General features: G+C 64.7%; 24 protein-coding genes. 9 read left to right on the top strand and 15 right to left on the bottom strand.

Going from position 1 to position 23,673, the window contains the following annotated elements:
• Positions 1-108: 108 nt before the first annotated feature.
• From PF66_RS27605 to PF66_RS27580, 6 genes are all read right to left on the bottom strand, one after another.
• Complete coding sequence (locus PF66_RS27605; protein ID WP_160320671.1) at positions 109-1,155, bottom strand: FecR family protein; 1,047 nt, start codon at positions 1,153-1,155, stop codon at positions 109-111.
• The gene (locus tag PF66_RS27600; protein ID WP_054064418.1) at positions 1,148-1,654 is read right to left on the bottom strand and encodes a sigma-70 family RNA polymerase sigma factor; all 507 of its coding nucleotides are present in this window, start codon (positions 1,652-1,654) and stop codon (positions 1,148-1,150) included. The genes PF66_RS27605 and PF66_RS27600 overlap by 8 nt, the downstream gene beginning before the upstream one ends.
• A 129-nt stretch (positions 1,655-1,783) precedes the next feature.
• Positions 1,784-3,157 (bottom strand): nucleotide 5'-monophosphate nucleosidase PpnN, encoded by a 1,374-nt coding sequence (gene ppnN / locus PF66_RS27595; protein ID WP_054057678.1) that lies wholly within the window; start codon positions 3,155-3,157, stop codon positions 1,784-1,786.
• A gap of 103 nt (positions 3,158-3,260) precedes the next feature.
• On the bottom strand, positions 3,261-3,656 hold the full coding sequence (locus PF66_RS27590; RefSeq protein WP_054064417.1) for a RidA family protein: 396 nt from the start codon (positions 3,654-3,656) through the stop codon (positions 3,261-3,263).
• A 109-nt stretch (positions 3,657-3,765) separates the two neighbouring features.
• Complete coding sequence (locus PF66_RS27585) at positions 3,766-5,079, bottom strand: ATP-binding protein (protein ID WP_054064416.1); 1,314 nt, start codon at positions 5,077-5,079, stop codon at positions 3,766-3,768.
• On the bottom strand, positions 5,076-5,816 hold the full coding sequence (locus tag PF66_RS27580) for a response regulator (protein ID WP_054057681.1): 741 nt from the start codon (positions 5,814-5,816) through the stop codon (positions 5,076-5,078). Before PF66_RS27580 ends, PF66_RS27585 begins: the two co-directional genes overlap by 4 nt.
• A 337-nt stretch (positions 5,817-6,153) precedes the next feature.
• On the opposite strand from PF66_RS27580, the gene PF66_RS27575 reads away from it, so the two are divergent.
• The 3 genes from PF66_RS27575 (at position 6,154) to fabV (ending at position 8,481) form a co-directional block, all read left to right on the top strand.
• Entirely contained in the window at positions 6,154-6,423 is a 270-nt protein-coding gene (locus tag PF66_RS27575; protein ID WP_054057688.1) for a DUF2790 domain-containing protein, read from the top strand.
• A 62-nt stretch (positions 6,424-6,485) separates the two neighbouring features.
• The gene (locus PF66_RS27570) at positions 6,486-6,698 is read left to right on the top strand and encodes a hypothetical protein (protein WP_054064415.1); all 213 of its coding nucleotides are present in this window, start codon (positions 6,486-6,488) and stop codon (positions 6,696-6,698) included.
• Between the two features lie 586 nt (positions 6,699-7,284).
• Complete coding sequence (gene fabV / locus PF66_RS27565) at positions 7,285-8,481, top strand: enoyl-ACP reductase FabV (RefSeq protein WP_054064414.1); 1,197 nt, start codon at positions 7,285-7,287, stop codon at positions 8,479-8,481.
• Positions 8,482-8,620: 139 nt separating this feature from the next.
• Here fabV and PF66_RS27560 read toward each other — a convergent pair whose 3' ends face one another.
• Positions 8,621-9,436: an AraC family transcriptional regulator gene (locus PF66_RS27560; protein WP_054064413.1), complete on the bottom strand. Its 816-nt coding sequence runs from the start codon at positions 9,434-9,436 to the stop codon at positions 8,621-8,623.
• A gap of 154 nt (positions 9,437-9,590) precedes the next feature.
• Between PF66_RS27560 and selD the strand changes: the two genes are divergently transcribed.
• Entirely contained in the window at positions 9,591-10,625 is a 1,035-nt protein-coding gene (gene selD, locus PF66_RS27555) for a selenide, water dikinase SelD (RefSeq protein WP_054057685.1), read from the top strand.
• The gene (mnmH, locus tag PF66_RS27550; RefSeq protein WP_054064412.1) at positions 10,625-11,722 is read left to right on the top strand and encodes a tRNA 2-selenouridine(34) synthase MnmH; all 1,098 of its coding nucleotides are present in this window, start codon (positions 10,625-10,627) and stop codon (positions 11,720-11,722) included. The genes selD and mnmH overlap by 1 nt, the downstream gene beginning before the upstream one ends.
• Positions 11,723-11,844: 122 nt before the next feature.
• On the opposite strand, the gene PF66_RS27545 is transcribed toward mnmH, so the two are convergent.
• Together PF66_RS27545 and PF66_RS27540 are read right to left on the bottom strand one after the other, a co-directional pair.
• Complete coding sequence (locus tag PF66_RS27545) at positions 11,845-12,900, bottom strand: permease (RefSeq protein ID WP_054064411.1); 1,056 nt, start codon at positions 12,898-12,900, stop codon at positions 11,845-11,847.
• Positions 12,901-13,052: 152 nt separating this feature from the next.
• A complete protein-coding gene (locus PF66_RS27540) occupies positions 13,053-13,490 on the bottom strand; it encodes an Lrp/AsnC family transcriptional regulator (protein ID WP_054061526.1) in 438 nt (145 codons plus the stop codon).
• A 132-nt stretch (positions 13,491-13,622) separates the two neighbouring features.
• Here PF66_RS27540 and PF66_RS27535 point away from each other — a divergent pair, with 132 nt between their 5' ends.
• On the top strand, positions 13,623-14,519 hold the full coding sequence (locus tag PF66_RS27535) for a DMT family transporter (RefSeq protein WP_054061527.1): 897 nt from the start codon (positions 13,623-13,625) through the stop codon (positions 14,517-14,519).
• A 67-nt stretch (positions 14,520-14,586) separates the two neighbouring features.
• On the opposite strand, the gene PF66_RS27530 is transcribed toward PF66_RS27535, so the two are convergent.
• Positions 14,587-15,369, bottom strand: a complete 783-nt coding sequence (locus PF66_RS27530) for an SDR family NAD(P)-dependent oxidoreductase (protein WP_054061528.1) — start codon at positions 15,367-15,369, stop codon at positions 14,587-14,589.
• A 101-nt stretch (positions 15,370-15,470) separates the two neighbouring features.
• Between PF66_RS27530 and PF66_RS27525 the strand changes: the two genes are divergently transcribed.
• Positions 15,471-16,025 (top strand): TetR/AcrR family transcriptional regulator, encoded by a 555-nt coding sequence (locus tag PF66_RS27525; RefSeq protein WP_054064410.1) that lies wholly within the window; start codon positions 15,471-15,473, stop codon positions 16,023-16,025.
• On the opposite strand, the gene PF66_RS27520 is transcribed toward PF66_RS27525, so the two are convergent.
• Both PF66_RS27520 and PF66_RS27515 read right to left on the bottom strand, forming a co-directional pair.
• Positions 15,975-17,492 carry an aspartate/glutamate racemase family protein gene (locus tag PF66_RS27520; protein ID WP_081009922.1) on the bottom strand — a complete coding sequence of 506 codons (1,518 nt, stop codon included), beginning with the start codon at positions 17,490-17,492 and terminating at the stop codon, positions 15,975-15,977. The genes PF66_RS27525 and PF66_RS27520 overlap by 51 nt on opposite strands.
• The gene (locus PF66_RS27515; RefSeq protein WP_054064409.1) at positions 17,489-18,790 is read right to left on the bottom strand and encodes a dicarboxylate/amino acid:cation symporter; all 1,302 of its coding nucleotides are present in this window, start codon (positions 18,788-18,790) and stop codon (positions 17,489-17,491) included. The genes PF66_RS27520 and PF66_RS27515 overlap by 4 nt, the downstream gene beginning before the upstream one ends.
• A gap of 181 nt (positions 18,791-18,971) precedes the next feature.
• On the opposite strand from PF66_RS27515, the gene PF66_RS27510 reads away from it, so the two are divergent.
• The gene (locus tag PF66_RS27510; protein ID WP_054064408.1) at positions 18,972-19,883 is read left to right on the top strand and encodes a LysR substrate-binding domain-containing protein; all 912 of its coding nucleotides are present in this window, start codon (positions 18,972-18,974) and stop codon (positions 19,881-19,883) included.
• Between the two features lie 7 nt (positions 19,884-19,890).
• On the opposite strand, the gene PF66_RS27505 is transcribed toward PF66_RS27510, so the two are convergent.
• From PF66_RS27505 to PF66_RS27495, 3 genes are all read right to left on the bottom strand, one after another.
• Positions 19,891-20,820: an AEC family transporter gene (locus tag PF66_RS27505; RefSeq protein WP_054064407.1), complete on the bottom strand. Its 930-nt coding sequence runs from the start codon at positions 20,818-20,820 to the stop codon at positions 19,891-19,893.
• A gap of 132 nt (positions 20,821-20,952) precedes the next feature.
• Positions 20,953-22,032 carry a bifunctional DNA-binding transcriptional regulator/O6-methylguanine-DNA methyltransferase Ada gene (gene ada / locus PF66_RS27500; protein ID WP_054064406.1) on the bottom strand — a complete coding sequence of 360 codons (1,080 nt, stop codon included), beginning with the start codon at positions 22,030-22,032 and terminating at the stop codon, positions 20,953-20,955.
• 94 nt (positions 22,033-22,126) lie between these two features.
• Positions 22,127-22,828, bottom strand: a complete 702-nt coding sequence (locus PF66_RS27495; RefSeq protein ID WP_054064405.1) for a 2OG-Fe(II) oxygenase — start codon at positions 22,826-22,828, stop codon at positions 22,127-22,129.
• Positions 22,829-22,984: 156 nt separating this feature from the next.
• Here PF66_RS27495 and PF66_RS27490 point away from each other — a divergent pair, with 156 nt between their 5' ends.
• Entirely contained in the window at positions 22,985-23,584 is a 600-nt protein-coding gene (locus PF66_RS27490; RefSeq protein ID WP_054064404.1) for a flavin reductase family protein, read from the top strand.
• Positions 23,585-23,673: the final 89 nt, after the last annotated feature.

Below are 23,673 nucleotides of genomic sequence, written 5' to 3'. Positions count from 1 at the left end.
GGCAAATGACGCAGTGCTTCGGGAAATTTTCAGAAAATAGTGAAAATAATTTCAGGCGGGTTGCATGGAGGCTTGGCGGGCCGGCAAATGACCGGCCCGCCCACGGGCTCAGGAGCGCGAGATGACCCAGAGATAATCGGACCAGGTCCGCAGTTGGCCGCCATGGGCCTGGACCAGGGCCCGCAGCGCCGCTTGCGGGTTGCGCAGGTCGTAGACGCCGGTGACCTTTTCGGCGGCCAGGCTGTCGTCGGACAGCAGGATGAGCCCGTGGTGGTAGCGCCGCAGCTGGTTCACCAATTCGCCGATGCTCTGGTCATCGGCGACCAGTTGCCCCTTGCGCCAACTGGCGATCTGGGTCGACTGCAGGTGATTGCGTTGCAGGCGTCCGGCACCGTAGTCCAACTGCACTTGGTCACCCGCGGTCAGGACGTTGTCCAGGGCATCGGTCTGCAGGCGTTCGTCGCTGACCCTGACCGAGCCATGGACCACGGCGACGTTCAACTGGCCGGGCGCCAGGCGCACCTCGAAGGCAGTGCCGGTTACCTGTACGGCGCCGCTGCCGGCCGTGACGGTGAAGGGGCGTTGCGGGTCCGGGGTGACATCGAAGTAGGCTTCGCCACGCAGCAGTTCGACCCTGCGTCGGCCCTCGCTGAAGTGGTTGGCCAGGGCGCTGTCGCTGCCAAGGGTGACCCGGGTGCCGTCGCTGAGCTGCACCAGGCGCATCTCGCCCACACCGCTGGTGTAGTCGGCACGCCAGCTGGGCAACAGCGGCAACAGCGCCAGCACCAGCACGGCGGCCACTGCCGTGCCGATCCAGGCCCGGCGCCGGGTGCGAGGCGTACGCCGGATCGGCTGCGCGGCGGCGGGTGGTTGGCGGGCCGCGTTCGGGGCGGGGCTCCAGTGCCCGGCATAACGGGGAGACAGGCCGCCGCCCAACCGCCAGACGCGCTCGGCCTTGCGCCACGCGGCGGCATGCTCGGGGGCGGCAGCCTGCCAGGCGGCACAGGCCGCTTGCAGAGCGGTATCGTCCGGGGCTTGCTGGACGCGTTCGAGCCAGTCGAGGGCGGTATTCCAGACCGGATCGTCGGCGAGGGAGGCCTTCATTGGCACACGGTCCTTGCTGGCTTGGTGGGCGATCATTGTCGCATTACTCATCGCCATCTCCCAGTCGCTCGGCACAATGGGTCAGCGCGGCGCGCACCAGCGAGTGCGCCAGGCCTACGGAAATGCCCAGGTGGCTGGCGATCTGCTGGAGGGTGCAACCGCCCAGCCGATGCATCTCGAAGGCGATGCGGGTGCGTTCGGGCAGTTCGGCCAGGGCGTCTTCCAACTGGCTCAGTTCATCCTGGTGATACAACTGGTGTTCGGGCGACGGTGTGTCGGCGGCCAGGGTTTCCAGCAGTTCGGCGCCGTCGGGCTGGTACTTGTCGCTGTGCAGGCGTCGGGTCAGGTCGAGAGCCAGGTTGCGCACGATGCGGTAGAGGTAGGCGACGGGGCGCTGGACAGGTCGGGTATCGCGCCCGTCGAAGCGCAGCCAGGCATCCTGCACCACATCCTCGGCCTGGGCCTGACCGCCGACGATAGGCGCGGCATAGTCGACCAGGGCCTGGCGATTGGCGAGATAGATATCGAGCTTGGAGTCTGGCTCGGCCATGGGAAAAGTAGAGGCGCCCTGAAAGTGAGTCATGAACAGCGGGCGCGACTTTACTAGTATTGAGAAGTATTATCAATTGAAGTCCTGCCCATCAGCGAACGCGATGGGCAGGACTTCAGGCGTGGAGCATCAGCTGACGACCCGATAGCACGGCTCATAGGCTGCGCCACCCGGCAGTTTCATCCGGTGCTGGGCGACAAAGGCCTGCAGCAGTTGGTCCAGCGGCCGCATCACCTCGGCATCGCCGTGGATCTCGTACGGACCATGTTCCTCGATCAGGCGGATGCCCTTGTCCTTGACGTTGCCGGCGACGATGCCGGAGAACGCCCGACGCAGGTTGGCCGCCAGTTCGTGGGGCGGCTGGTTGCGGTGCAGCTTGAGGCTGGACATGTTGGCGTGGGTCGGGTCGAACGGGTGCTGGAAGCCCTCGTCGATCTTCAGCAGCCAGTTGAAGTGGAAGGCGTCGTTGCGCTCGCGGCGGAACTGCTTGACCGCCTTGAGGCCCTGGGCCATTTCCCGGGCGACCTGCGCCGGATCGTCGATGATGATCCGGTAGTGCCTGTACGCCGCCTCGCCCAGGGTCGCACCGACGAAGGCATGCAGTTGCTGCAGGTAGGCCTCGGCGCTTTTCGGTCCGGTGAGGATCACCGGGAACGGCAGGTCGTGGTTGTCCGGGTGCATGAGGATGCCCAGCAGGTAGAGGAACTCCTCCGCGGTGCCGGCGCCGCCCGGGAAGATGATGATGCCGTGGCCGACCCGCACGAAGGCCTCCAGGCGCTTCTCGATGTCGGGCATGATCACCAGTTCGTTGACGATCGGGTTCGGCGCCTCGGCGGCGATGATGCCCGGCTCGGTCAGGCCCAGGTAGCGGCCGGTGGTGATGCGCTGCTTGGCGTGGGAGATGGTCGCGCCCTTCATCGGCCCCTTCATCACGCCCGGGCCGCAGCCGGTGCAGATATCCAGGCTGCGCAGGCCCAGTTCGTGACCGACCTTCTTGGTGTACTGGTATTCCTCGCTGCTGATCGAGTGGCCACCCCAGCACACCACCATCTTCGGCTCCAGGCCAGGGCGCAGGGTTCGGGCGTTGCGCAGCAGGTGGAAGACGTAGTCGGTGATGCCCTGGGAGCTTTCCAGGTCGATGCGCTGGCTGCCCAGCTCGTTCTCGGTGTAGACGATATCGCGCAGGGCGCTGAAGAGCATTTCCCGGGTGCTGGCGATCATCTCGCCGTCGACGAAGGCGTCCGCCGGGGCATTGAGCAGTTCCAGGCGTACGCCACGGTCCTGCTGGTGAATACGGATCTCGAAGTCCTTGTAGGCTTCGAGGATGGTCTTGGCATTGTCGACATGGGCGCCGGTGTTGAGGATGGCCAGGGCGCACTGGCGGAACAGGGCGTAGATGCTGCCGGAGCCGGCTTCGCTCAGTTGCTGCACTTCACGCTGGGACAGGGTTTCAAGGCTGCCTTTGGGGCTGACCGAGGCATTGATTACGGATCGTTGGGTCATTCTCTATTCCATTAAAGCAACGCGGCCGGAGGGTAATGCACCGGTAGCGTCAGAAAGGCCGGCGCCGACCGATGTCGGGCGCCAGGGATGAGGCGGAAGGTATTCAAGTGCGCTGTACCGCCACGCATTTGATCTCCACCAGCAGGCCGGGGTGCGCCAGTTCCGGGACGCCGATCGACGTCCAGGCACAGTGCCCGCGGGGAAAAACACGATTCTTGACCTCTCGAAAGATCGCCATGTGCTGGCTCATATTGACATGATAGGTGGTCATGTCGACCACGTCGTCAAAGCTGCAGCCGCCGGCTGCCAGTACCAGGCGCAGGTTTTCCCAGCAGACGAGAAACTGGGCTTCGGGGTCCTGGATCACTTCCAGTGCCGCGGTTCGACCGACCTGTCCTGCGCAATACAGCGTCGTTCCGACCTTGACGGCGGGCGCGTAGCCGGCGCGTTCGACGATGTTCTGCATGGACGCTGGAACGATGATTTCGCGGTCTGCCATGGGCGGTTTTCCTGGTAGCTCTGAAAGCGGGCACTCGAGAAAGTGCCCTAGCATAGCTAAATCGCGCGCCCAGGTATGCCCCATTGCCGGGGCGGGAGGGGTAGAGGGTTCAAGGGTGTGCGACACCCAGTTGCAGCTCGGCGCACAGGCCGCCGCCTTCACGGTTGCTCAGGGTCAGCGAACCGCCCAGGGCCACCGCCAGTTGCTGGGCGATCGCCAGGCCCAGGCCGGTCCCGCCGGTGCTGCGATTGCGCGAGCTTTCCACTCGATAGAACGGCTTGAGCACTTCCTGCAGTTCCGCCTCGGCGATGCCGGGGCCGCGGTCGAGGACCAGGATCGAGATGCCCTGGTGGGCCCTGGAGCGCACTTCCAGCTGCGCGGCACCGGCGAACTTCAGGGCGTTGTCCACCAGGTTGACCAGCACCCGGCGCAGGGCATGGGGGCGGACCTCGATCAGCGCGCCGTTCTTGCCCGTCAGTTCCACGGCCTGGCCGGTGTCCTGGTAGTCGAACACCAGGCTGTCGAGGAACGAGTCCAGGTCGATGCGGCAACTGAGTTCGGTCGCGCCATGTACGCTGCGGGCATAGGCGACGCCTTCGCGGACCAGGTGCTCGATTTCTCCCAGGTCCTGCCAGAGTTTGTCTTTCTCTGGCGATTCGTCCATGAATTCGGCGCGCAGTTTCATGCGGGTGATCGGCGTCTGCAGGTCATGGGAAATCGCCGCCAGCAGTTGCATGCGTTCCTTGAGGTAGTCGGCGATGCGCTTTTGCATGGCGTTGAACGCCGTGGCGGCATGGACCACTTCCGAGGGGCCGCTTTCGTCCAACTGCACGCCGTGGGTGTTGGGGTCGAGGTTCTCCACCGCCTGGGCCAGGCGGGTCAGCGGGCGCACGGCGATCCGCACGGCCAGCCAGGTGCAGCCGAGCATCAGCAGCAGTTGCCCGACCAGCACCGCTGGCAGCCAGGGTGACATCGGGGCCAGGGACGGGCGCACGTCGATGGTCACCGGGCTGCCGTCCTTGAGGGTCAGGTGGGCCTGGAAGTGTTTCACCGGCCCTGGAATGTCGCTGAAGGTCACCGGGTAGTCCGGGCCGAGGGCTTCCTCGATCGACGGCACGGCGATCGGCAAGTCGCCCGAACTCATGGGCACGCCATGGCTGCCTTCGTCGAGCAGGTAGCCGTAGTTCTTGCGTGCCAGGCGTGGCAGCCAGCTTTCGCGTTCGACCGCCGGCAGCCGTTCGAGAATGGCGATGGAGGTCGACACGTCAGTCTCCAGGTTGCCGAGCATGGCGTTCTTGGCGCTTTCGTAGCGTTCATAGGATTGCGCGCCGAACGACAGCGCCTGGGCCAGGATCAGGCACACCAGGAAGATCAGCGACAGTCGCGAGGCGAGGGTGCGCGGCCAGTGCAGCACGCGCCTCATGCCTCGGCACCCAGCAGTTCCACCGGCAGCGAGAACACATAACCTTCGCTGCGCACGGTCTTGATGTAGGCCGGTTCGCGGGCGTCATCCAGCAGGCGCTGGCGCAGGCGGCTGACCAGCAGGTCGATGGAGCGGTCGAACAGGTCGGCGTCGCGGCCCTGGGTGAGGTTGAGCAACTGGTCGCGGTTGAGCACCCGTTGCGGATGGTCGAGGAATACCCGCAGCAGGCGGTATTCGGCACCGCTCAGGGCGACCATGGTGCCGTCCTGGTCGAGCAGGTGGCGGGCGGTGGTGTCCAGCTTCCAGCGTCCGAAGCCCAGCAGGCGGCCGCTTTCGGTGACCACCAGGTTGGGTGGCAGCATCCGTGTGCGGCGCAGCACGGCATTGATCCGGGCCAGCAGTTCGCGGGCGGCGAAGGGCTTGACCAGGTAGTCGTCGGCCCCCATTTCAAGGCCGATGATGCGGTCGGTTTCGTCGTTGCGCGCGGTCAGCATCAGCACCGGGGTGGTCTTGTGCTTGCCTGCACGCAGCTCGCGGCACAGCAGCAGGCCGTCGTCGCCGGGCATCATGATGTCGAGCACGATCAGGTCCACCGGGGTGGTTTCCAGGAAGGCGCGCATCTGCCGGCCATCGGCGACGACCGTGGTGCGCAGGCCGTTCTTCTTCAGGTAGTTGCCGACCAGTTCCCTGATTTCCCGGTCATCGTCAACGATCAAGATGTGATCGACATGTTCCATCGGTCCGACCTCTGTCAAAAATGGTTAGGGCGCAGTCTAGCGACAAGCGCCGCGTTTGCCTGCCACGCTTTGTATTGCAGTGTATCTGGCGGGCGACGGATACATGGATATGCAAAAAAGTCGGCTCATGGGCGAACGCGCTGATCATCCTCGGCAAAATCCGGCTGGCCGGCGTTCGGCATCGGTGTGTATCGCACTGTATCCGACGGCGCTCCAGACACTTGAGCTTTAGCAGCGACCTGTTTGCGACACACAGGGGATACCTGGCGGGCATTCAATGAGCCCCATCGAGGCAACGGTACTCGACCTCACTGAAGCCAACCAGAAGGAAATGACCATGAACAGCAAAGCCCTCTTCGCCGCCTGCCTGTTTGCCGCCCTGAACGTCTGCACCCTGTCGGCCCGCGCCGAGTCCCTGGGTCAGTCGCAGCCTGAAACCTACCGCTATGGCAGCCACCTGGACGTGCGCAAGGTGCTGTCCCTGAGCCAGGACGAAGGGCCGGAGTGCAGCGTGGTCAACGCCCGGATGACCTACCTCGATTCCCGGGGCGAACAGCACATCCTGGCCTACCGCAAGTTTTCCGATATCTGCCACGAGGGGAATTGAGCCTTGGAACGTTTCGCCCTGGCCGTGTTTGGCCTTTTACTTCTGATACGAGAGTGCATGCCATGAACCACGTGAGAACCTACCTGAGTGCGATCGCCTTTTCCCTGGCCGGTGCCGCCGCACACGCTGATGCCGCGACCGAAAAACGCCAGTGCCCCGACGGCCAGTGCTTCCAGTTGACACCGGTGGGCGAGCAGCAGACGGCGCCGCTGCTGGGTGAGAACGGCTCCAGCCGTACGCCGCAGGGTCGCTACCTGGACGACATGCAGGCTTGAGTTTGCGCCGCTGCCGGTTTAGACCCGTACGATGGAATGACTGCGCAAGGAGTTCGAGAGGGGGGAATTGCCGGGGTGGGCGGCTGCCCGGTGGTTGCTGGCGCTGGTAAAAAAAAGCTACTGCACAGGGAGTGCAGTAGCTGAAGTCTTAACCAAAGGATGATGAAGAAGAGTATGGCCCAATGACCGTTCCGGCAGCGTGCCGGAAACCGCTTGAGGCATAACTTTGCCATCGGGGAGCACGGTATCATCGTCCCCGGGTTATCGCTTATCAGCTGCATCAATAGTGATTATTGATACAAAACTGCCCGATTGTATCGAGTAGCGTGTTAGATGCAGCCCCGCTGTGTTCAGTGCTCTCCGATAAAGAGGAGCGGCGGGCCAGGGGCTGGGCGACCTGGCGTTGCGGCCCGATGTAGCTGAAGGTCAGGGTCTTCCAGCCGAGCAAGGCAGGGGCTTTTGCATTCCCCGATGACAACCGATGTTGTAAAAGCAGTGACGCATGGGCTTTTCGAGCGTCTACGACTAGAATCCGCGACGTTATCATCACCAGCGTCGATACAGGCCTAAGAGAAAAGGGGACCTTATGATCATCAAACCACGCGTTCGTGGCTTTATCTGTGTGACCACTCATCCGGTGGGCTGCGAAGCCAATGTCAAGCAACAGATTGACTACGTCACCCAGCAAGGCCCGGTCAACGACGGACCGAAGAACGTCCTGGTGCTCGGCGCCTCTACCGGCTATGGCCTGGCTGCACGTATCACCGCCGCATTCGGTTGCGGCGCCAAGACCCTCGGCGTGTTCTTCGAACGTGAGGGCGACGAAGGCAAGCTGGGCACCGCCGGCTGGTACAACAGCGCCGCGTTCCACAAGTTCGCCGAGGCCGAAGGCCTGTACGCCAAGAGCATCAACGGCGATGCCTTCTCCGACGAGGTCAAGCGCCTGACCATCGAAACCATCAAGCGCGACCTGGGCAAGATCGACCTGGTGGTCTACAGCCTGGCGGCTCCGCGTCGTACCGACCCGAAAACCGGTGAAGTCTACAGCTCGACGCTCAAGCCGATCGGCAAGTCGATCACCCAGCGTGGCCTGAACACCGACAAGGAAGTGGTTGCCGAAACCACCCTGGAGCAGGCGACCGAGGAAGAAATCGCCGGTACCGTCAAGGTCATGGGTGGCGAGGACTGGCAGCTGTGGATCGACGCGCTGGACGAAGCCGGCGTGCTGGCCGAAGGCGCCAAGACCACCGCCTTCACCTACCTGGGTGAGAAGGTCACCCACGACATCTACTGGAACGGTTCCATCGGCGCGGCCAAGAAGGACCTGGACCAGAAGGTCCTGAAGATCCGCGAGCGCCTGGCCGCCAAGGGCGGCGACGCCCGTGTGTCGGTACTCAAGGCCGTGGTCACCCAGGCCAGCTCTGCTATCCCGATCATGCCGCTGTACCTGTCGCTGCTGTTCAAGGTGATGAAGGAGCAGGGCGTTCACGAAGGCTGCATCGAGCAGGTCTATGGCCTGTACAAGGACAGCCTGTACTCGCCGACCCCGATCCTCGACGAAGATGGCCGCCTGCGCGCCGACTACAAGGAACTGGCCCCCGAGGTGCAGGACCTGGTCGCCAAGCTGTGGAACGAGGTGACCACCGAGAACCTCAACGAATTGACCGACTTCGCCGGCTACAAGGCCGAGTTCCTGCGCCTGTTCGGTTTCGGTATCGAAGGTGTGGACTACGACGCCGACGTCAGCCCGGACGTGGCGATCGCCAACCTGATCCAGGCCTGAGTCGCGCCAGAGGCATCGATCGACCCGTGCGGTGAGCCGCACGGGTCATTGCCTGAAGCCGATCGCAGGTGCCATGCCCGGCGCCTGCGACTCACCCCCTCCCTCCACGGGCTGCCGCCCGACGCTGTCGCTGCCGTTTTCAATCCGCCAGCCGTTGCATCTTCGCCCAGTGTCCCGGCGCCAGGCCGAAGGTACTGCGGAATTGCCGGGTCATGTGGCTCTGGTCGGCGAACCCGGCCATCAACGCCGCCTCGCCCAGCGAACGGCCCTGTGCCAGCAACGAGCGCACCAGGTCCAGCCTGCGCATGCTCAGGTAACGATAGGGGCTGGTGCCGAACAACAGGCGGAAATCCCGGCTCAGGGCCCAGCGATCGCGGCCACTGTGCTCGGCCAGTTCGTCGAGGGTCACGGTACGGTCCAGTGCACTGTGAATGAACTCGCGGGCACGTTCCGCCGCCTGGTAGTCGAAGCTGCGCCGCTGGATCGGTGCGCCACAGACGGCATTGAGTGCGTGGGCCAGTTCGAAGATCGCATCCTGCTCCTGCAGTGGGTCGAGGGCATGGTCCATGTTCTGCAGCAGGGTTTCGGTGGCGATCCGCAGGCGTGGGTCGGCGCTCAGCCCGCCGGGGACGAAGGGCAGGGGCTGGCCGCCCAGCGCGGCCTGGATCAGCGACGGCTGGAGGTAGATCATCCGGTACTGGAAGCCGTGGTGGGTGCCGGCATGGCCATCGTGGACTTCATCCGGGTGCAGCACCATGGTCCCGCCGGGCAGGCTGTGGCGCTGGCTGCCGCGGTACTTGAAACTCTGCACACCGGCCAACGTCCGGCCAATGGCATAGGTGTCATGGCGATGGGGGCTGAAACGGTGGCCATGGAAGAACGCTTCGAAACGCTCCATATGGCTGGTCTGCGGTGCGCGCTGCACCCAGTCGATGCTCGGCGTGTGTGTGCCCATGGTCCTGCCTGTTTTTATCTCTTTATTACCGGCCTGATAGTAAAGGAAAACGCCGGCAGGCGCCGCTTTGCCGCAGGCTTGCGGTTTTGCCCGACGGGCCGGGCAGGCCCGGGTCTGTTAGAATCGCAGTACTTTGACACTGCGAGGTTGACCGATGAGCGAACCGATTCGCCTGACCCAGTACAGCCACGGCGCGGGCTGTGGCTGCAAGATTTCGCCCCAGGTGCTGGAAGTGATCCTGGCCGGCAGCGGGGCCCAGAACCTCGACCCGAAACTCTGGGTCGGCAACGCCTCGCGGGACGATGCGGCGGTGTACGCCATCGATGAAGAGCGCGGCGTGGTTTCGACCACCGACTTTTTCATGCCGATCGTCGATGACCCCTTCGACTTCGGCCGGATTGCCGCGACCAATGCCATCAGCGACATCTACGCCATGGGCGGCGACCCGTTGATGGCCATTGCGATTCTCGGCTGGCCGGTGAACGTACTGCAGCCGGAGATCGCTCGCGAGGTGATTCGCGGCGGGCGTGCCGTGTGCGACGCCGCCGGCATCCCGCTGGCCGGCGGGCATTCGATCGATGCGCCCGAGCCGATCTTCGGCCTGGCCGTTACCGGGCTGGTGGACAAGCGCAACATGAAGCGCAACGACACCGCCACGGCCGGCAGCATCCTCTACCTGACCAAGCCCCTGGGCATCGGTGTGCTGACCACCGCGGAAAAGAAAGGCAAGCTGCGCAGCGAAGACGTCGGTGTGGCCCGTGACTGGATGTGCACCCTGAACAAGCCGGGCAGCCGTTTCGGCCAGTTGGCCGGGGTGAGCGCCATGACCGACGTCACCGGCTTCGGCCTGCTCGGCCATCTGGTGGAAATGGCCGACGGCAGTGGCCTGACCGCCCGTATCGTGTACGAGCAGGTACCGCGCCTGGCGACGGTCGAGTACTACCTGGAGCAGGGCTGCATTCCCGGCGGTACGCTGCGCAACTTCGACAGCTATGCCAGCAAGGTCGGTCCGCTGCGTGAGCTGCACAAGCGTGTGCTGTGCGATCCGCAGACCAGCGGCGGCCTGCTGGTGGCCGTCACTCCCGAAGGGCAGGCGGAGTTCCTTGCCGTTGCCGCCGAGTTGGGCCTGAGCCTTGAGCCCATCGGTCAACTGGTGGAGCGACAGAGCCATGCGGTAGAGGTGTCCTGATGCCAGGCGATATCACCGACTACCGCACACTGTTTCTCGACGATGTACCGATGATGGATGCCCGGGCCCCGGTCGAGTTCGCCAAGGGCTCCTTCCCCGGCGTGGTCAATCTGCCACTGATGAACGACCTGGAGCGTCAGCGGGTCGGTACCTGCTACAAGCAGCACGGCCAGCAGGCGGCCATTGCCCTCGGACACCAGCTGGTGTCCGGCGAGGTCAAGGCCGCCCGGCTGCAGGCCTGGGTCGACTTCACCCAGGCCCACCCGGACGGGGTGTTGTACTGTTTTCGTGGCGGCCTGCGTTCGCAGATCGTCCAGCAATGGCTCAAGCAGGACGCGGGCATCGACTACCCGCGGGTGGGCGGTGGCTACAAGGCCATGCGGACCTTCCTGATGCAGACCGTCGAGCAGGCGGTGGAGCAGGCCGACTTCGTGCTGCTGGGGGGCATGACCGGCACCGGCAAGACCGACGTCATCCTTCAGTTGAGCAACAGCCTCGACCTGGAAGGGCACGCCAACCATCGCGGCTCCAGCTTCGGCAAACGGGCCACCGGGCAGCCGTCCAACATCGACTTCGAGAATCGCCTGGCGGTGGATCTGCTGAAGAAGCGCGCCCGCGGTATCGAGCAGTTCGTGGTCGAGGACGAGAGCCGCATGGTTGGGCGTTGCGCCTTGCCGCTGGCGTTGTACCAGGGCATGCAGCGCTTTTCCATGGTCTGGCTCGAGGACAGTCTGGAGAGCCGCGTCGAACGTATCCTGCGCGATTACGTGGTGCAGCTCTGCGCGGAGTTCATTGCCGTTCATGGTGAGCACGGCTTCAGGCTGTTCAGCGAGCGTTTGTTGGGCAGCCTGGACAACATCCACAAGCGCCTGGGCGGCGAGTGCCATGGGCGGATGCGGGCACTGATGGTCGATGCCCTGGTCGAGCAGGAGCGTACCGGTAACGTCGAGTTGCACCGGGCGTGGATTCTGGGGCTGCTCAACGAGTACTACGACCCGATGTACGTGTTCCAGCGCGAGAAGAAAGGCGTGAGGATCGAGTTCGCGGGCGATCAGGCGGCGGTACTGGAGTATCTCGGGACCCGCACTCGACGCTGAGCGTTCGCCTGTAGGCGCCGGACTTGACCGCCAATGGGATCTTGAGGCCGCCAAAGGCTTCGCGGGCAAGCCCGGCTCCTACCGACAGAGTCCGGGCCTGCCCTCTACAGAGCAGGGGTCGGTCAGAGCACTGTCCACGCGACGAGACCGCTGACAATCCCGACCAGCATGGTCAGCACCGCCACGGTCACCAGCACCCGGGCATCGAAGTCCTTGCGCAGCATCAGCAGCGACGGCAGGCTGATGCTCGGCAGGGTCATCAGCAGCGCCACCGCCGGTGCGGTGCCCAGGCCGAGGGTCATCATGGTCTGCACGATCGGGATTTCCGCCGCCGTCGGGATCACGAACAGCGTCCCGACCACCGCCAGTGGCACCAGCCACAGCAGGCTGTTGCTCATGGCACCGTCGACATGGGGGAACAGCCAGACCCGCGCCGCGCCGAGCAGCAGCACCGCCAGGATGTAGATCGGGATCGTGCTCCAGAACAGTTGCCAGAGGGTCTTGCCCCAGCGTGCGAAGAAGTGCTGATCGCTCGCCGTGCTGGCCTCGACCACCGCTTCCACGGCCGGCTCCGGCAGGGTATCGGGCCGGGCCACCCGCTGGGCGATCAGCGACACGCCGAGCACCAGCACCAGGCCGGCCACCAGGCGAATCGCGCTGAAGCCCCAGCCGAGCACGAAGCCCATGAACACCAGGGTCGCCGGGTTGAGCACCGGGTTGGCGATCCAGAACGCCAGCGCCGCGCCGACCGAGACATTCTGCCGGCGCAGGCCGGCGGCGACCGGTGCCGCACAGCAGGAACACATCATGCCGGGCAGGGCGAACAGCCCGCCGCGCAGGGTCGAGCCGAAACCGGCGCGGCCGAACAGGCGCAACAGCCAGTCACGGGGAATCAATACCTGCAGCAGCGAGCCGAGGATCACCGCCAGCACCGCCGCTTTCCAGATCGCCAGGAAATACACCTGGGCATAGGCCAGGGCGGCGGCCACCGGTGAGCCCGGATTGTCGTTGATGATCGAGCCGCCGATGCTATGGCTGTCCGCGGCGACGAAGGCCTTGGCGTAGTAGGGCGACCACTTGACGTAGTACAGGCCGATGGCGGCGATGGCGAGAAACAGCAGCGGTTTCCACCACAGCGACCAGCCCCGGGCAGGGGCGGTGGAGGAGAGTGAAGTCATGGCGAGCGGGCTCTGAAGGAGAGTGAAGGATATCGGGTGAATGATAACCCAGGGGCTGCGCTTCGCGATGTTATCCGGGTGATATCTGATGTTTCCGGGTCGTCCGATAGCGACCTTTCATTCACCGAGACACTGACTGTAAAGCCCCAACCTCACGCCATCGGCGGCAGCCGCCGCTTCACCGGTGTCTTCTTGACGATCGCGGTATTGGTCTCCGCATGGCTGTTGAGCCGGTCGAGCAGGGTATCCAACTGCTCCATGTCCCGCACATGCAACCGGGCGATGAAGCAGTCATCGCCCGTGACCTTGTCGCATTCGGTGAACTCGGGAATCGCCTGGATCTGCCGTTCCACCTCGTGCAACTGGCCGGGCAGCGGGCGGATCCGCACGATCGCCTGCAACAGGTAGCCAAAGGAGCGGGGCTCGACCTCCAGGGTGTAGCCCCTGATCACGCCACGTTCTTCCAGGCGGCGCAGGCGCTCGGCAACGCTGGGGGCGGACAGTCCGCTGATCTGCGCCAGGGCCTTGAGCGAGCGCCGGGAGTCTTCCATCAGCGCCGTGAGCAGGAGTTGGTCAATTGCGTCGGTCATCTTGGTCTCGTAAGGTAAAAACGGCAGTCAGCCTTGATCATAAAGGCAAAATCGCAGTTTAGCCTTTTATAGTCACTGGAGACGCCGTTGTGGCGCTTGGCATACTTTCGCCATCTGCCAAGGAGCTCAATCATGTCTCAATCACTGCATCGCGGGTCGCTGGAAATGGTCGCGGCCATGCTGATTTCCGGAACCATCGGCTGGTTCGTGCTGGTGTCCGGCCAGCCGGTACTCGACGTGGTGTTCTGGCGCTGCCTGTTCGGTGCGCTGACTCTGCTGGCGATCTGCGCCGTCATGGGCTTTCTGCGCCCGGGCATCCTGAGCCGCACCACCTTCCTGCTGGCGGTGCTCAGCGGGGTGGCGATCGTCGGCAACTGGGTGCTGTTGTTCGCGTCCTATTCCCGTGCCTCGATCGCCATCGGCACGGCGGTCTACAACGTCCAGCCGTTCATGCTGGTGGGGCTGGCGGCGCTGTTTCTCGGCGAGAAGATCACCGCGCAGAAGCTGTTCTGGCTGGGCCTGGCCTTTGCCGGAATGCTGGCGATCGTCAGTGCCCATGGCCAACAGGGTGAAAGTGGCGGCGATTACCTGCTGGGCATCGTGCTGGCGCTCGGTGCCGCGCTGCTGTATGCCTTTGCCGCGTTGATCATCAAGCGTCTGGCCGGTACGCCGCCGCACCTGATCGCGTTGATCCAGGTGGCCACCGGGACCCTGCTGCTGGCGCCCTGGGCGAACCTGTCGGTGCTGCCGGTCGGGGCCAGTGCCTGGGGCAGCCTGGTGACTCTGGGCATCGTTCACACCGGGGTGATGTACGTGCTGCTGTATGGCGCGATCCAGAAACTGCCGACGGCGTTGACCGGCGCCCTGTCGTTCATCTACCCGATCGCGGCGATCCTCGTCGACTGGTTCGCCTTCGGCCATCGCTTGCAGCCGCTGCAGTGGCTGGGGGTGACGGCGATCCTGCTGGCGGCGGCCGGCATGCAACAGGGCTGGACGCCCTGGAGCCGCCGGGTCGTCGCCCGGGGTTGACTGCCCCCCTGCGGGAGCCGGGTCCCACAGGCACAGTGGCATGGCACAAGCCCGGTGGGGGCACCGATCAGGCGCGATAGCGGGCTGCCGGCAGTACCTGCATGTAGTTGGGCAGCATTGCCTGGCGCGCCGCTTCCAGAGCCTGCCACTGGGTTTCGTCCGGCAACGGTGGGATGGTCACGGTTTCGCGACGATCGAAGCCCACCAACGCCGCATCCACCAGGTCTTCGACTTCCATCACCGCCTGCAGGTCCTCGATCCGCTTGCCGGAGCGCTCCCAGATTTCGGTACGGGTGGCGGACGGCAGGACGGCCTGGACATACAGCCCCTTGGCGCCCAGCTCGATGTTCAGGCCCTGGCTCAGGAACAGCACGAACGCCTTGCTCGCCCCGTAGACGCTCATTTGAAGCTCCGGCGCCAGGCCCACCACCGAGGCGAGGTTGATGATCGAGCCGCCACCGCTGCGGGCCAGGCGCGGGGCGATGGCGTTGCTCAGGCGGGTGAGGGCGGTGATGTTGAGGGTGATGATCTGGTTGACCAGCTCCGGCGTCTGTTCGATGAAACTGCCGGCGCCACTCATGCCGGCATTGTTGACCAGGATACCGATGCTGGCGTCGTCCCTGACCCGCGCCTCGATCCCGGCCAGCTCGCCGGCATCGGTGAGGTCGGCCTGCAGCACCTCCACGTTCACCCCGGTTTCCGCGCGCAGGCGTTCGGCCAGCGCTTCCAGGCGTGACTTGTCCCGGGCGACCAGCACCAGGTCGTGTCCGCGTTTGGCGAAACGGTCGGCATAGACGGCACCGATACCGGTGGAAGCGCCCGTGATCAGGACGGCGGGTTTGATGGTCATGGCGGGAATCCTCGTTGGCTGGAATTAATCATGATAGTCATCATGTTTATTAAATATGATATTCGTCATGTATACTGTCAAGCCTGTCAACGGAGGTTCGGATGAAAGTCAGTCGCGAGCAGGTTGCGCAAAACCGCCTGAAGATCCTTGAAGTCGCCGGCCGACTCTTTCGGGAGCATGGCTACGAGGCGGTCAGCGTCGCCCAGGTGATGAAGGCCGCAGGAATGACCCACGGTGGTTTCTATGGCTACTTCGCCTCGAAGGATGAGCTGGTGGTCGAGGCCCTGGCGCATGTGGCCTCGACCTCGCCGACGGTGGGCGATGACCTGGCCGGCTACATCTCTCGCTACCTGAGCAGCGACCACCGAGAGGATTGCGCGGGCGGCTGCCCGCTGGCCGGACTGGCCACGGAAACCCGGCGCCAGTCCGCCGAGGCGCGGGCGCAGATGACCCGCAGCATCGGCCGGCAACTCGAACGCCTGACGCAGGACATGCCGGGCGCCTCGACCGAGGAGACCCGGCGTGCCGCCACCGGCAGCCTGGCGACCCTGGTTGGCGCCCTGGTGCTGGCGCGGGTCTGTGACGACCCGCAGTTGGCCGAGCGGCTACTCGACGACAGCCGCCAGTGGCTGCTGGAGAAGAACCGTATCGGCTGAGCGCGGCGGTGTGCCCGCCAATGCCTGCTGCACGCAGCGCAGGGCGAGCAGGGTGGTGGGGTCGACCAGGCTGACCACGCCGCTGTCCAGCTCGAAGCGTTCGGCATGGGGCAGGATCAGCGGCAGTTCGGTGCAGCCGAGGATCAGCACCGAAGCGCCCGCCTGGCACAAGTGGTTGGCGGCTTCGAGCAACTGCTCGCGGCACAGGCCGTCGGTGTGCCCGGCCTTGACCCCGCGTTCGCCGTAGATCGCTGCCATCACCCGTGCCTGCATGGCTGGCTGCGGGACGATCAGTTGCAACCCCCACTGCCGGGCCACGTCGTGGTAGACCCGGCTCTGCACCGTTCCCGACGTTGCCAGCAGGCCGACGCTTTTGCCGGCACCATGCTGCTCGGCGATGTGCCGGATGGTTACGTCGAGCATGTTGATGATCGGTGTCTTCAGATAAGGTTGGATCCGCTCGACGAATGCATGGGCGGTATTGCACGGGATGGCGATGGCATGCGCGCCTTCCTGCTCCAGGCGTTTGCAGGTGGCGTACAGCGCCATGCTCGGGTCGGTGGCCTGGTGCAGCAGGTTGGCGGTGCGGTCGGGGATCTGCGGGTTCTGCTCGACCACCATGCGGATATGCTCCTGGTCCCTGTCCGCCGGTGTGTGGCGGATCACCTTGGCCATGAAGTCGACCGTGGCCGCCGGGCCGACGCCGCCGACGATGCCCAGCTTGAAGCGTGGCGCGGGCGCCGGTTCGCTGGCGTGGATGGCGTAGTCGCTGTAGACCCGGTTGGCATCGAGCAGGGCGATGCCGCGCCGTTGCAGGTCCTGGCTGACCAGTGACAGTTCGGTCAGCCCCGGCAGGATCAGCGCGACGCCCTGCTCCTGCAACTCCACGCAGACCTGGTGCAGGTGCTCCAGCGGCGCCCCGTCGAACTGGCCGTCCTTGATCCCGTCGACGCCGTACATTGCTTCCATCAATCGTGCCTGGTTCTCTGTACCGGGATAGACCAGTTCATGGCGGTCGGCGAAGTAGCGTTCGAACAGCCCGCTGTGGCGCACATAGTCGGAGGTCAGGATACCCAGCCGGCCGCCTTCGGGCAGCGTGCGCTCGACCTGCTGGCGCAGGGCATGCAACAGGTCGAAGACCGGAATGCCCAGCTCGGCCTGGATCTCCTCGCGAAAGGTATGGCTGGCAATACACGGCAGCAGGATCGCATCGGCTCCGCCGTTCTCCAGCGACTGGCACATCTGGAAGGCGTAGAACTTGCGCGAGCTCATGCTGGCGTCTCGGTCCAGCGGCAGCAGCACGTCCTTGAACGGGTGCTGCTCGAACAGGAAGTGGTAGCGCCCCTGGTCGGCAAGCACCGGGCGGCTGCTGATCAGCTTGTTGAACAGGTCAGCGCCGGCCAGTGAGCCAAGCCCTCCGACAATGCCGAAGGTCTTGCCGGGAGAGGTGGATTTTTTCGCGTTCATGACGGTACTCGAGCCAGGGATTGCGTGGGTTGCACCGGGGCGGCCGGCTCGGCGGCGGTTTCGCCGGATTGCGCGCTGTCCTCCCTGCTCGCCACTACGGCGGTGGCGATGCTGTTGCCGACGATATTGGTCGCGGTACGGGCCATGTCGAGGAACTGGTCGATACCGAGGATCAGCAGCAGGCCGGCCTCGGGCAGGTTGAACATCGGCAGGGTCGCCGCGACCACCACCACCGAAGCGCGGGCCACGCCGGCCATGCCCTTGCTGGTGACCATCAGCGTCAGCAGGATCAGCACCTGCTGGGCGAAGCTCAGTTCGATGTTGTAGGCCTGGGCGATGAACATCACGGCGAAAGCCTGGTACATCATCGAGCCATCGAGGTTGAACGAGTAGCCGAGCGGCAGCACGAAGCTGGAAATCCGCTTCGAGGTGCCGAATTTCTCCAGGGCGTCGATGGTCTTGGGATAGGCCGACTCGCTGCTCGCGGTGGAGAACGCCAGCAGCACCGGTTCGCGGATCAGCTTGCCCAGGCGCCACACCGAGCGCCCGAGGAACAGGCGCCCGATGCCGAACAGGATCGCCCACAGCACCAGGATGCCGACATAGAACTCGCCGATCAGCTTGCCGTAGTCCAGCAGCAGGCCCAGTCCTTCGGTGGTGAGAGCCGCGGCGATGGCGCAGAACACGCCGACCGGGGCGAAACACATCACGTAGTCGGTGATGCGGAACATGATTCTGGCCAGTTCATCCACCAGATTGCTGATGCCGACATACCCCTGTTTCTTGAGGAAGGACAGGGCAAAACCGAAGAACAGCGAGAACACTACGATCTGCAGGATCTCGTTGTTCGCCATGGCTTCGGCGATGCTGCGCGGGAACACATGGCTGATGAAGGCCTTGAGGCTGAAGTCGCCGACATTCACTGGTGCCGCGCCGCTGTTGGCGGCTGGCGCCACGAGGTTCAGGCCGGCGCCGGGCTGGAACAGATTGACCAGCAGCATGCCGATCAGCAGCGACAGCAGCGAGGCGCTGACGAACCAGATCATCGCCCGCAGGCCGATGCGGCCGACGGAGTGCGAACTGCCCAGGCTGGCGATGCCACCGACCAGGGTGGCGAACACCAGTGGGGCGATGATCATCTTGATCATGCGCAGGAAAATATCGGTGACCAGGCTGAAGTAGCCGGCCAGTTCCCTGGCCGCCCTGGCATCGCCGGCGTAGTGGTGGCAGGCCCAGCCCACCAGGATGCCGAGGCCGATCGCCAGGGCGATTTGCTTGGGAAGTCGTTTGCTGTTCACAGGAGCACCCTCAATGACCGTTCGTTGTTTTTTTTGTCACGGGGCCAGTCTATGGCTGGGGAAAGGGCTCGTTGATGAGTAAATGCCATACACTGATGCGTAATCGGAATAGTTTGCCGACGGTGATTGCCCGACACTGGCGGCTGCTCACGCCCAGCCCTCCTCAGCAGTGGGAATCACCATGCAGATCAAGTGGATAGACGACATCCTGGCGGTTGCCGAACTGAAGAACTTCTCCCGCGCGGCGGAGGTGCGCTGCATTACCCAGTCCGCGCTGTCGCGACGGATTCGTTCGTTGGAGGAGTGGGTCGGCGTGGAACTGGTGGACCGCGGCACCTACCCGGTGCAACTGACGGCCGCCGGACGGACCTTCTGCGAACAGGGCAGGGAAACCCTTGCCGACCTGCAGGAGCTGCGCGCGACCCTGCGCCGGGGCGACCGGATGCCCGGGCGTTCGATCCAGGTGACCGCCGGGCACAGCCTGTCCATGACCTTCCTGCCCAAGTGGCTGATGCGCTTCCAGCGTGGCAATGCCGGTTTCAACGCGCGGGTGGTGGCCGCCAATATCCATGATGCGGTCATCGCCCTGGCCGAGGGCGGTTGCGATCTGATGATCGGCTATCACCATCCCCAGGCGCCGATCCTGCTCGACCCGGAGAAGTTCATCAGCCTCACTCTCGGGCATGATTCACTGATCCCGGTCTCGGCACCGGACAAACGCGGCAGGCCGCTGTATGCCTTGCCGGGAAAAAAACAGGCGCCGCTGCCGTACCTGGCCTACACCGCGACCACCTTCCTGGGGCGGGTGGTTGAGGTGATCCTGAAAAATGCCGAAAGCCCCTGCGAGCTGGATCGTTGCTACGAGGCCGACATGGCCATGCTGCTGATGAAGATGGCCCAGGAGGGGTATGGCATTACCTGGCTCCCCGAAAGCGCGGTGCAGGATGAATTGCACAAGGGCACGCTGGTCCGGGCCGGTAGCGCGCACTGGAGTGCCGATCTGGAAATCCGTTCCTACTGCTCGGTGGCCAATGCCAACCCGACCATGCGCGAGTTGTGGAAGTCGCTGGAGGCCGAGCGCCGGCCTGCCTGAGCGCGCCTCAGTTGCCGATCAGGTACAGGCAGATCGACAGGGTCACCAGCGAGCCCAGGGTCGAGACCAGGATCGTGCTCGACACCAGCGAGGCTTCACGCTTGTAGTACTCGGCCAGCATGAACGGCCCGGTGCCGGTGGGCAGGGCACTGAGCAGCAGTGCCGAGTTGGCCCACAGCGGCGGCAGATGAAACACCCTGAACGCCAGGAACCCGGTCAGCAGCGGGTGCGCCACCAGCTTGAGCAGCACCAGCAACGTCACGCCCTGGCGCGGACCCTGTTGCTTGTGCGCCAGGAACAGTCCGAGGGAAATCAGCGCGCAGGGGATGGTCGCCGCGCCGAGCAGGCTGAGAAACTTCTCCGCCGGTGCCGGCAGCGGGGCGCCACCCCAGGCCCAGAGGGCACCGAGCAGCGGCGACACCACCAGCGGATTTTTCGCCAGGGCCAGCAGCACCTTGAAGACGATCCGGTGCACCTGGCGCTCGGCCTGCAAGCCGATCTCGATACACACCAGCGCCAGGCCGAACAGCACGCAGACCACCAGCAGCGAAGCGATCAGCGCCGGTTCCAGGCCGTTCTGGCCGAGCACCATCACGCACAGCGGAATGCCGATGTAGCCGGTGTTGGCATAGGACGCGCTCAGGGCATCGATGCTGGCATCGGCGAAATGCCCGGCCTTGCGCCAACGCAGCAGCAGGGTCAGGGCGAAGATCGCCAGGGTGCTCAGGGTGAACGCCAGCACGAAGCCGGGATGCCAGATCTGCTCCCAGGTTGCTGTCGCCGTGGCCTTGAACAGCAACGCCGGCAGGCACAGCCAGACCACCATGCGATTGATCTCCGAGGCCGCGTTGGGCCCCAGGCGGTGGGTGCGACGGCAGATGAAGCCTACCAGGATCAGGGCGAAGATGGGCAGCAGGACACTCAATACGGAGGACATCGAAGCTGAAGCCTTGGGCATGCGCGGATGGGTGGGGAAGGGTAAGGGGGGAGATCGTTAGCTTGCAATCCTTCTTTGCCGGTGATGGCTCGGCAGGGTCGCGCCGGCAGCCAAGGCGCGACCCACGGACCATCATTGCGCCTCGCGGTCGAGCAACTGCCGCTTGCGTTCCACGCCCCAGCGATAACCGGACAGGTCGCCATCGCTGCGCACTACCCGATGGCAGGGAATCGCCACCGCCAGGCTGTTGGCCCCGCAGGCCTGGGCCACGGCACGGAAGGACTTTGGCGCGCCGATCATTTTCGCGATCTCGGCATAGCTGGCGGTGCTGCCCACCGGAATCGTGCGCAGCGCCTGCCAGACCCGCTCTTGGAAGGCCGTGCCGCGCAGGTCCAGTGGCAGGTCGAGGCCAATCGCCGGGGCTTCGACAAAGCCCACCACCTTGGCCACCAACTGCTCGAAGTCGGCATCGCCACCGATGAAGTGGGCCCGTGGGAACTTGTCCTGCAGGTCCCGCGCCAGTGCCTCTGGATCGTCGCCCAGGAGGATGGCACAGACCCCGCGCTCGCTCTGTGCCACCAGGATCGCCCCCAGGGAACACTGGGCGATGGCAAAGCGGATTTCGGTATTGCTGCCACCGGCCCGGTAGTCGGACGGTTTCATGCCCAGCACTGCATCGCTGGCTGCGTAAAAGCGGCTGCTGGCATTGAAGCCGGCACCGTAGAGCGCATCGGTGACCGAGCTGCCACGGGCCAACTGTGCCCGCAGCCTGCCGGCCCGGTGGGCGGCGGCGTAGGCCTTGGGTGTCAGGCCGGTATGGGCCTTGAACACCCGGTGGAAGTGGAACGGGCTCAGTCCCAACTGCTCGGCCAGGGGGGTGAGCGAGGGCAGGCTGTCCGATGCCTCGATCAATTGGCAGGCGCGGGTGACCAGGGCCACCTGCTGCTGGTGGCTGGCGGTCTGGTCGGCGGCGGCCCGGCGGCTGGGTCGGTAACCGGCGGCCTCGGCCTGTTCGGCGCTGTCGAAGAACTCGACATTCTCCGGCCGTGGGCGCCTTGCGCTGCTGCTGGGGCGGCAATACACGCCGGTGGTCCGCACGCCGTAGACGAAGTCGCCGTCGGCACTGGCGTCGCGGTTCAGGACTGCCTGCCAGCGTGGGTCGTTTTCCACGGTGCTGGCCTGGCGTGAAGCGACCTGGGTCGAAGTGTTCATGCTGTTCTCCTGTCGGATAAGCCGGTTTCGCTCAGTCTGCGGCGCTGGCCAAAACGGGGAACCCCGAGTCTTGCGGTTGAATTCTACTGCCTGTTCAGGTGGCGTCGTGAAAGATGATCCCCAGGGTGTGCCGGCGGCCCGAGTGTACGCGGCTGACGCCATGGCGCATGTTCACCCGGTAGCAGCCGCGAGTGCCTTCCACCGGCCGCTGCGCCACCGCGAAGATCAGTCCGTCACCCTGTTGCAGCGCGGCCACCTGGGGGCGACTCTGCCTGCGCGGACGTTGTTCGGTGAGGACGAATTCGCCGCCGGTGAAATCCCGCCCGGGCCTGGACAGCAGGATGGCAACCTGCAGGGGAAACACCTGTTCGCCGTACAGGTCCTGATGCAGGCAGTTGTAGTCGCCGGCGCCGTATTGCAGCAGCAACGGCGTCGGGCGCTGCTGGCCGGCGGCATGGCAACGCTGCAGCAGGGCCTGGTGGGTGATCGGGTAGACATCGTTCAGTTGCAGGCGGCGGTTCCAGTCGTTGGCGATCAGGGCCAGGGGCGGATAGAGCGCCGTGCGCAGTTGGTGCACCAGGGCTGGCAGTGGGTAGTTGAAGTACTGGTATTCGCCCTGGCCGAAACCGTGGCGGGCCATGACCACCCGCGAGCGAAACGCGGTCTGTTGCGGATACAGGGCGACCAGCTCCCGGCACTGTTCGGGGCTCAGCAGGCCTGGGAGCAGGGCATTGCCCTGCCGGTCGAGGTCCTGGCCGATCGCCTGCCAGTCGAGTGCGTGTATCAGGGTGTGCATGATATGAGGGCCTTGAGCTGTGTTCAGGCCAACAGTCTGCTGCGCTGACCGTGGCGCCACACTCCGACTCTTGCGCTTGAATTACCGGGACGGGGCTGGGTTTCTCCTACGCGCTCCCCTAGGATATTTATCTTTGCCCTGTCAGGATTTTCCCCGATGTCCGCCGCCCACCGCCTTGCCGTGCCCCTGTCCAAAGCCTACCGCCTGCTCAACCACGGGCCCACCGTACTGGTCAGTGCGGCACACGATGGGCAGCGCAATATCATGGCTGCGGCCTGGGCCATGCCGCTGGATTTCGAGCCGCCCAAGGTGGCGGTGGTGCTCGACAAGTCGACCTGGACCCGGCGCCTGCTGGAAGCCTCGGGCATCTTCGTGCTGCACGTACCCTGCGTCGCCCAGGCGGACATCGTGCAAACCGTGGGTACCACCTCCGGCCTGGAACTGGGCCAGAGCCACAGTCGCGACAAGTTCGATGCCTATGGCCTGCAGACCTTCAAGGGCGAGCATCTCGACGCACCGCTGGTGGAAGGTTGTGTCGCCTGGCTCGAATGCCGCCTGCTGCCGGAACCGCGCAACCAGGAGCATTACGACCTGTTCCTGGGCGAGGTGATCGCCGCCCAGGCCGATTCGCGGGTGTTCAGTGACGGGCGTTGGCACTTTGAAGGACACGACTCGCTGCGCACCTTGCACCATGTCGCCGGCGGGCATTTCCTCACGATTGGCGACGCCGTGGACGGCCAGGTGTTGAAGCTGTAAATCAGATCCACAGGCCGACACCGGTCGAATGCCCCATCGGCCGTTGCCAGCAATTGCGATGTTGAACAGTGATCTGGTTTACATCCGCG

This window comes from Pseudomonas asplenii, assembly GCF_001293465.1.
Lineage (GTDB): Bacteria > Pseudomonadota > Gammaproteobacteria > Pseudomonadales > Pseudomonadaceae > Aquipseudomonas > Aquipseudomonas fuscovaginae_B.
This window is presented reverse-complemented; position numbering and strand designations above follow the sequence as displayed.

Excerpts from the sequence above, each read along its gene's own strand:
- PF66_RS27605 (WP_160320671.1), bottom strand. The coding sequence starts at position 1,155 with ATGAGTAATGCGACAATGATCGCCCACCAAGCCAGCAAGGACCGTGTG.
- PF66_RS27600 (WP_054064418.1), bottom strand. The coding sequence starts at position 1,654 with ATGGCCGAGCCAGACTCCAAGCTCGATATCTATCTCGCCAATCGCCAG.
- ppnN (WP_054057678.1), bottom strand. The coding sequence starts at position 3,157 with ATGACCCAACGATCCGTAATCAATGCCTCGGTCAGCCCCAAAGGCAGC.
- PF66_RS27590 (WP_054064417.1), bottom strand. The coding sequence starts at position 3,656 with ATGGCAGACCGCGAAATCATCGTTCCAGCGTCCATGCAGAACATCGTC.
- PF66_RS27585 (WP_054064416.1), bottom strand. The coding sequence starts at position 5,079 with ATGAGGCGCGTGCTGCACTGGCCGCGCACCCTCGCCTCGCGACTGTCG.
- PF66_RS27580 (WP_054057681.1), bottom strand. The coding sequence starts at position 5,816 with ATGGAACATGTCGATCACATCTTGATCGTTGACGATGACCGGGAAATC.
- PF66_RS27575 (WP_054057688.1), top strand. The coding sequence starts at position 6,154 with ATGAACAGCAAAGCCCTCTTCGCCGCCTGCCTGTTTGCCGCCCTGAAC.
- PF66_RS27570 (WP_054064415.1), top strand. The coding sequence starts at position 6,486 with ATGAACCACGTGAGAACCTACCTGAGTGCGATCGCCTTTTCCCTGGCC.
- fabV (WP_054064414.1), top strand. The coding sequence starts at position 7,285 with ATGATCATCAAACCACGCGTTCGTGGCTTTATCTGTGTGACCACTCAT.
- PF66_RS27560 (WP_054064413.1), bottom strand. The coding sequence starts at position 9,436 with ATGGGCACACACACGCCGAGCATCGACTGGGTGCAGCGCGCACCGCAG.
- selD (WP_054057685.1), top strand. The coding sequence starts at position 9,591 with ATGAGCGAACCGATTCGCCTGACCCAGTACAGCCACGGCGCGGGCTGT.
- mnmH (WP_054064412.1), top strand. The coding sequence starts at position 10,625 with ATGCCAGGCGATATCACCGACTACCGCACACTGTTTCTCGACGATGTA.
- PF66_RS27545 (WP_054064411.1), bottom strand. The coding sequence starts at position 12,900 with ATGACTTCACTCTCCTCCACCGCCCCTGCCCGGGGCTGGTCGCTGTGG.
- PF66_RS27540 (WP_054061526.1), bottom strand. The coding sequence starts at position 13,490 with ATGACCGACGCAATTGACCAACTCCTGCTCACGGCGCTGATGGAAGAC.
- PF66_RS27535 (WP_054061527.1), top strand. The coding sequence starts at position 13,623 with ATGTCTCAATCACTGCATCGCGGGTCGCTGGAAATGGTCGCGGCCATG.
- PF66_RS27530 (WP_054061528.1), bottom strand. The coding sequence starts at position 15,369 with ATGACCATCAAACCCGCCGTCCTGATCACGGGCGCTTCCACCGGTATC.
- PF66_RS27525 (WP_054064410.1), top strand. The coding sequence starts at position 15,471 with ATGAAAGTCAGTCGCGAGCAGGTTGCGCAAAACCGCCTGAAGATCCTT.
- PF66_RS27520 (WP_081009922.1), bottom strand. The coding sequence starts at position 17,492 with ATGAACGCGAAAAAATCCACCTCTCCCGGCAAGACCTTCGGCATTGTC.
- PF66_RS27510 (WP_054064408.1), top strand. The coding sequence starts at position 18,972 with ATGCAGATCAAGTGGATAGACGACATCCTGGCGGTTGCCGAACTGAAG.
- PF66_RS27505 (WP_054064407.1), bottom strand. The coding sequence starts at position 20,820 with ATGTCCTCCGTATTGAGTGTCCTGCTGCCCATCTTCGCCCTGATCCTG.
- ada (WP_054064406.1), bottom strand. The coding sequence starts at position 22,032 with ATGAACACTTCGACCCAGGTCGCTTCACGCCAGGCCAGCACCGTGGAA.
- PF66_RS27495 (WP_054064405.1), bottom strand. The coding sequence starts at position 22,828 with ATGCACACCCTGATACACGCACTCGACTGGCAGGCGATCGGCCAGGAC.
- PF66_RS27490 (WP_054064404.1), top strand. The coding sequence starts at position 22,985 with ATGTCCGCCGCCCACCGCCTTGCCGTGCCCCTGTCCAAAGCCTACCGC.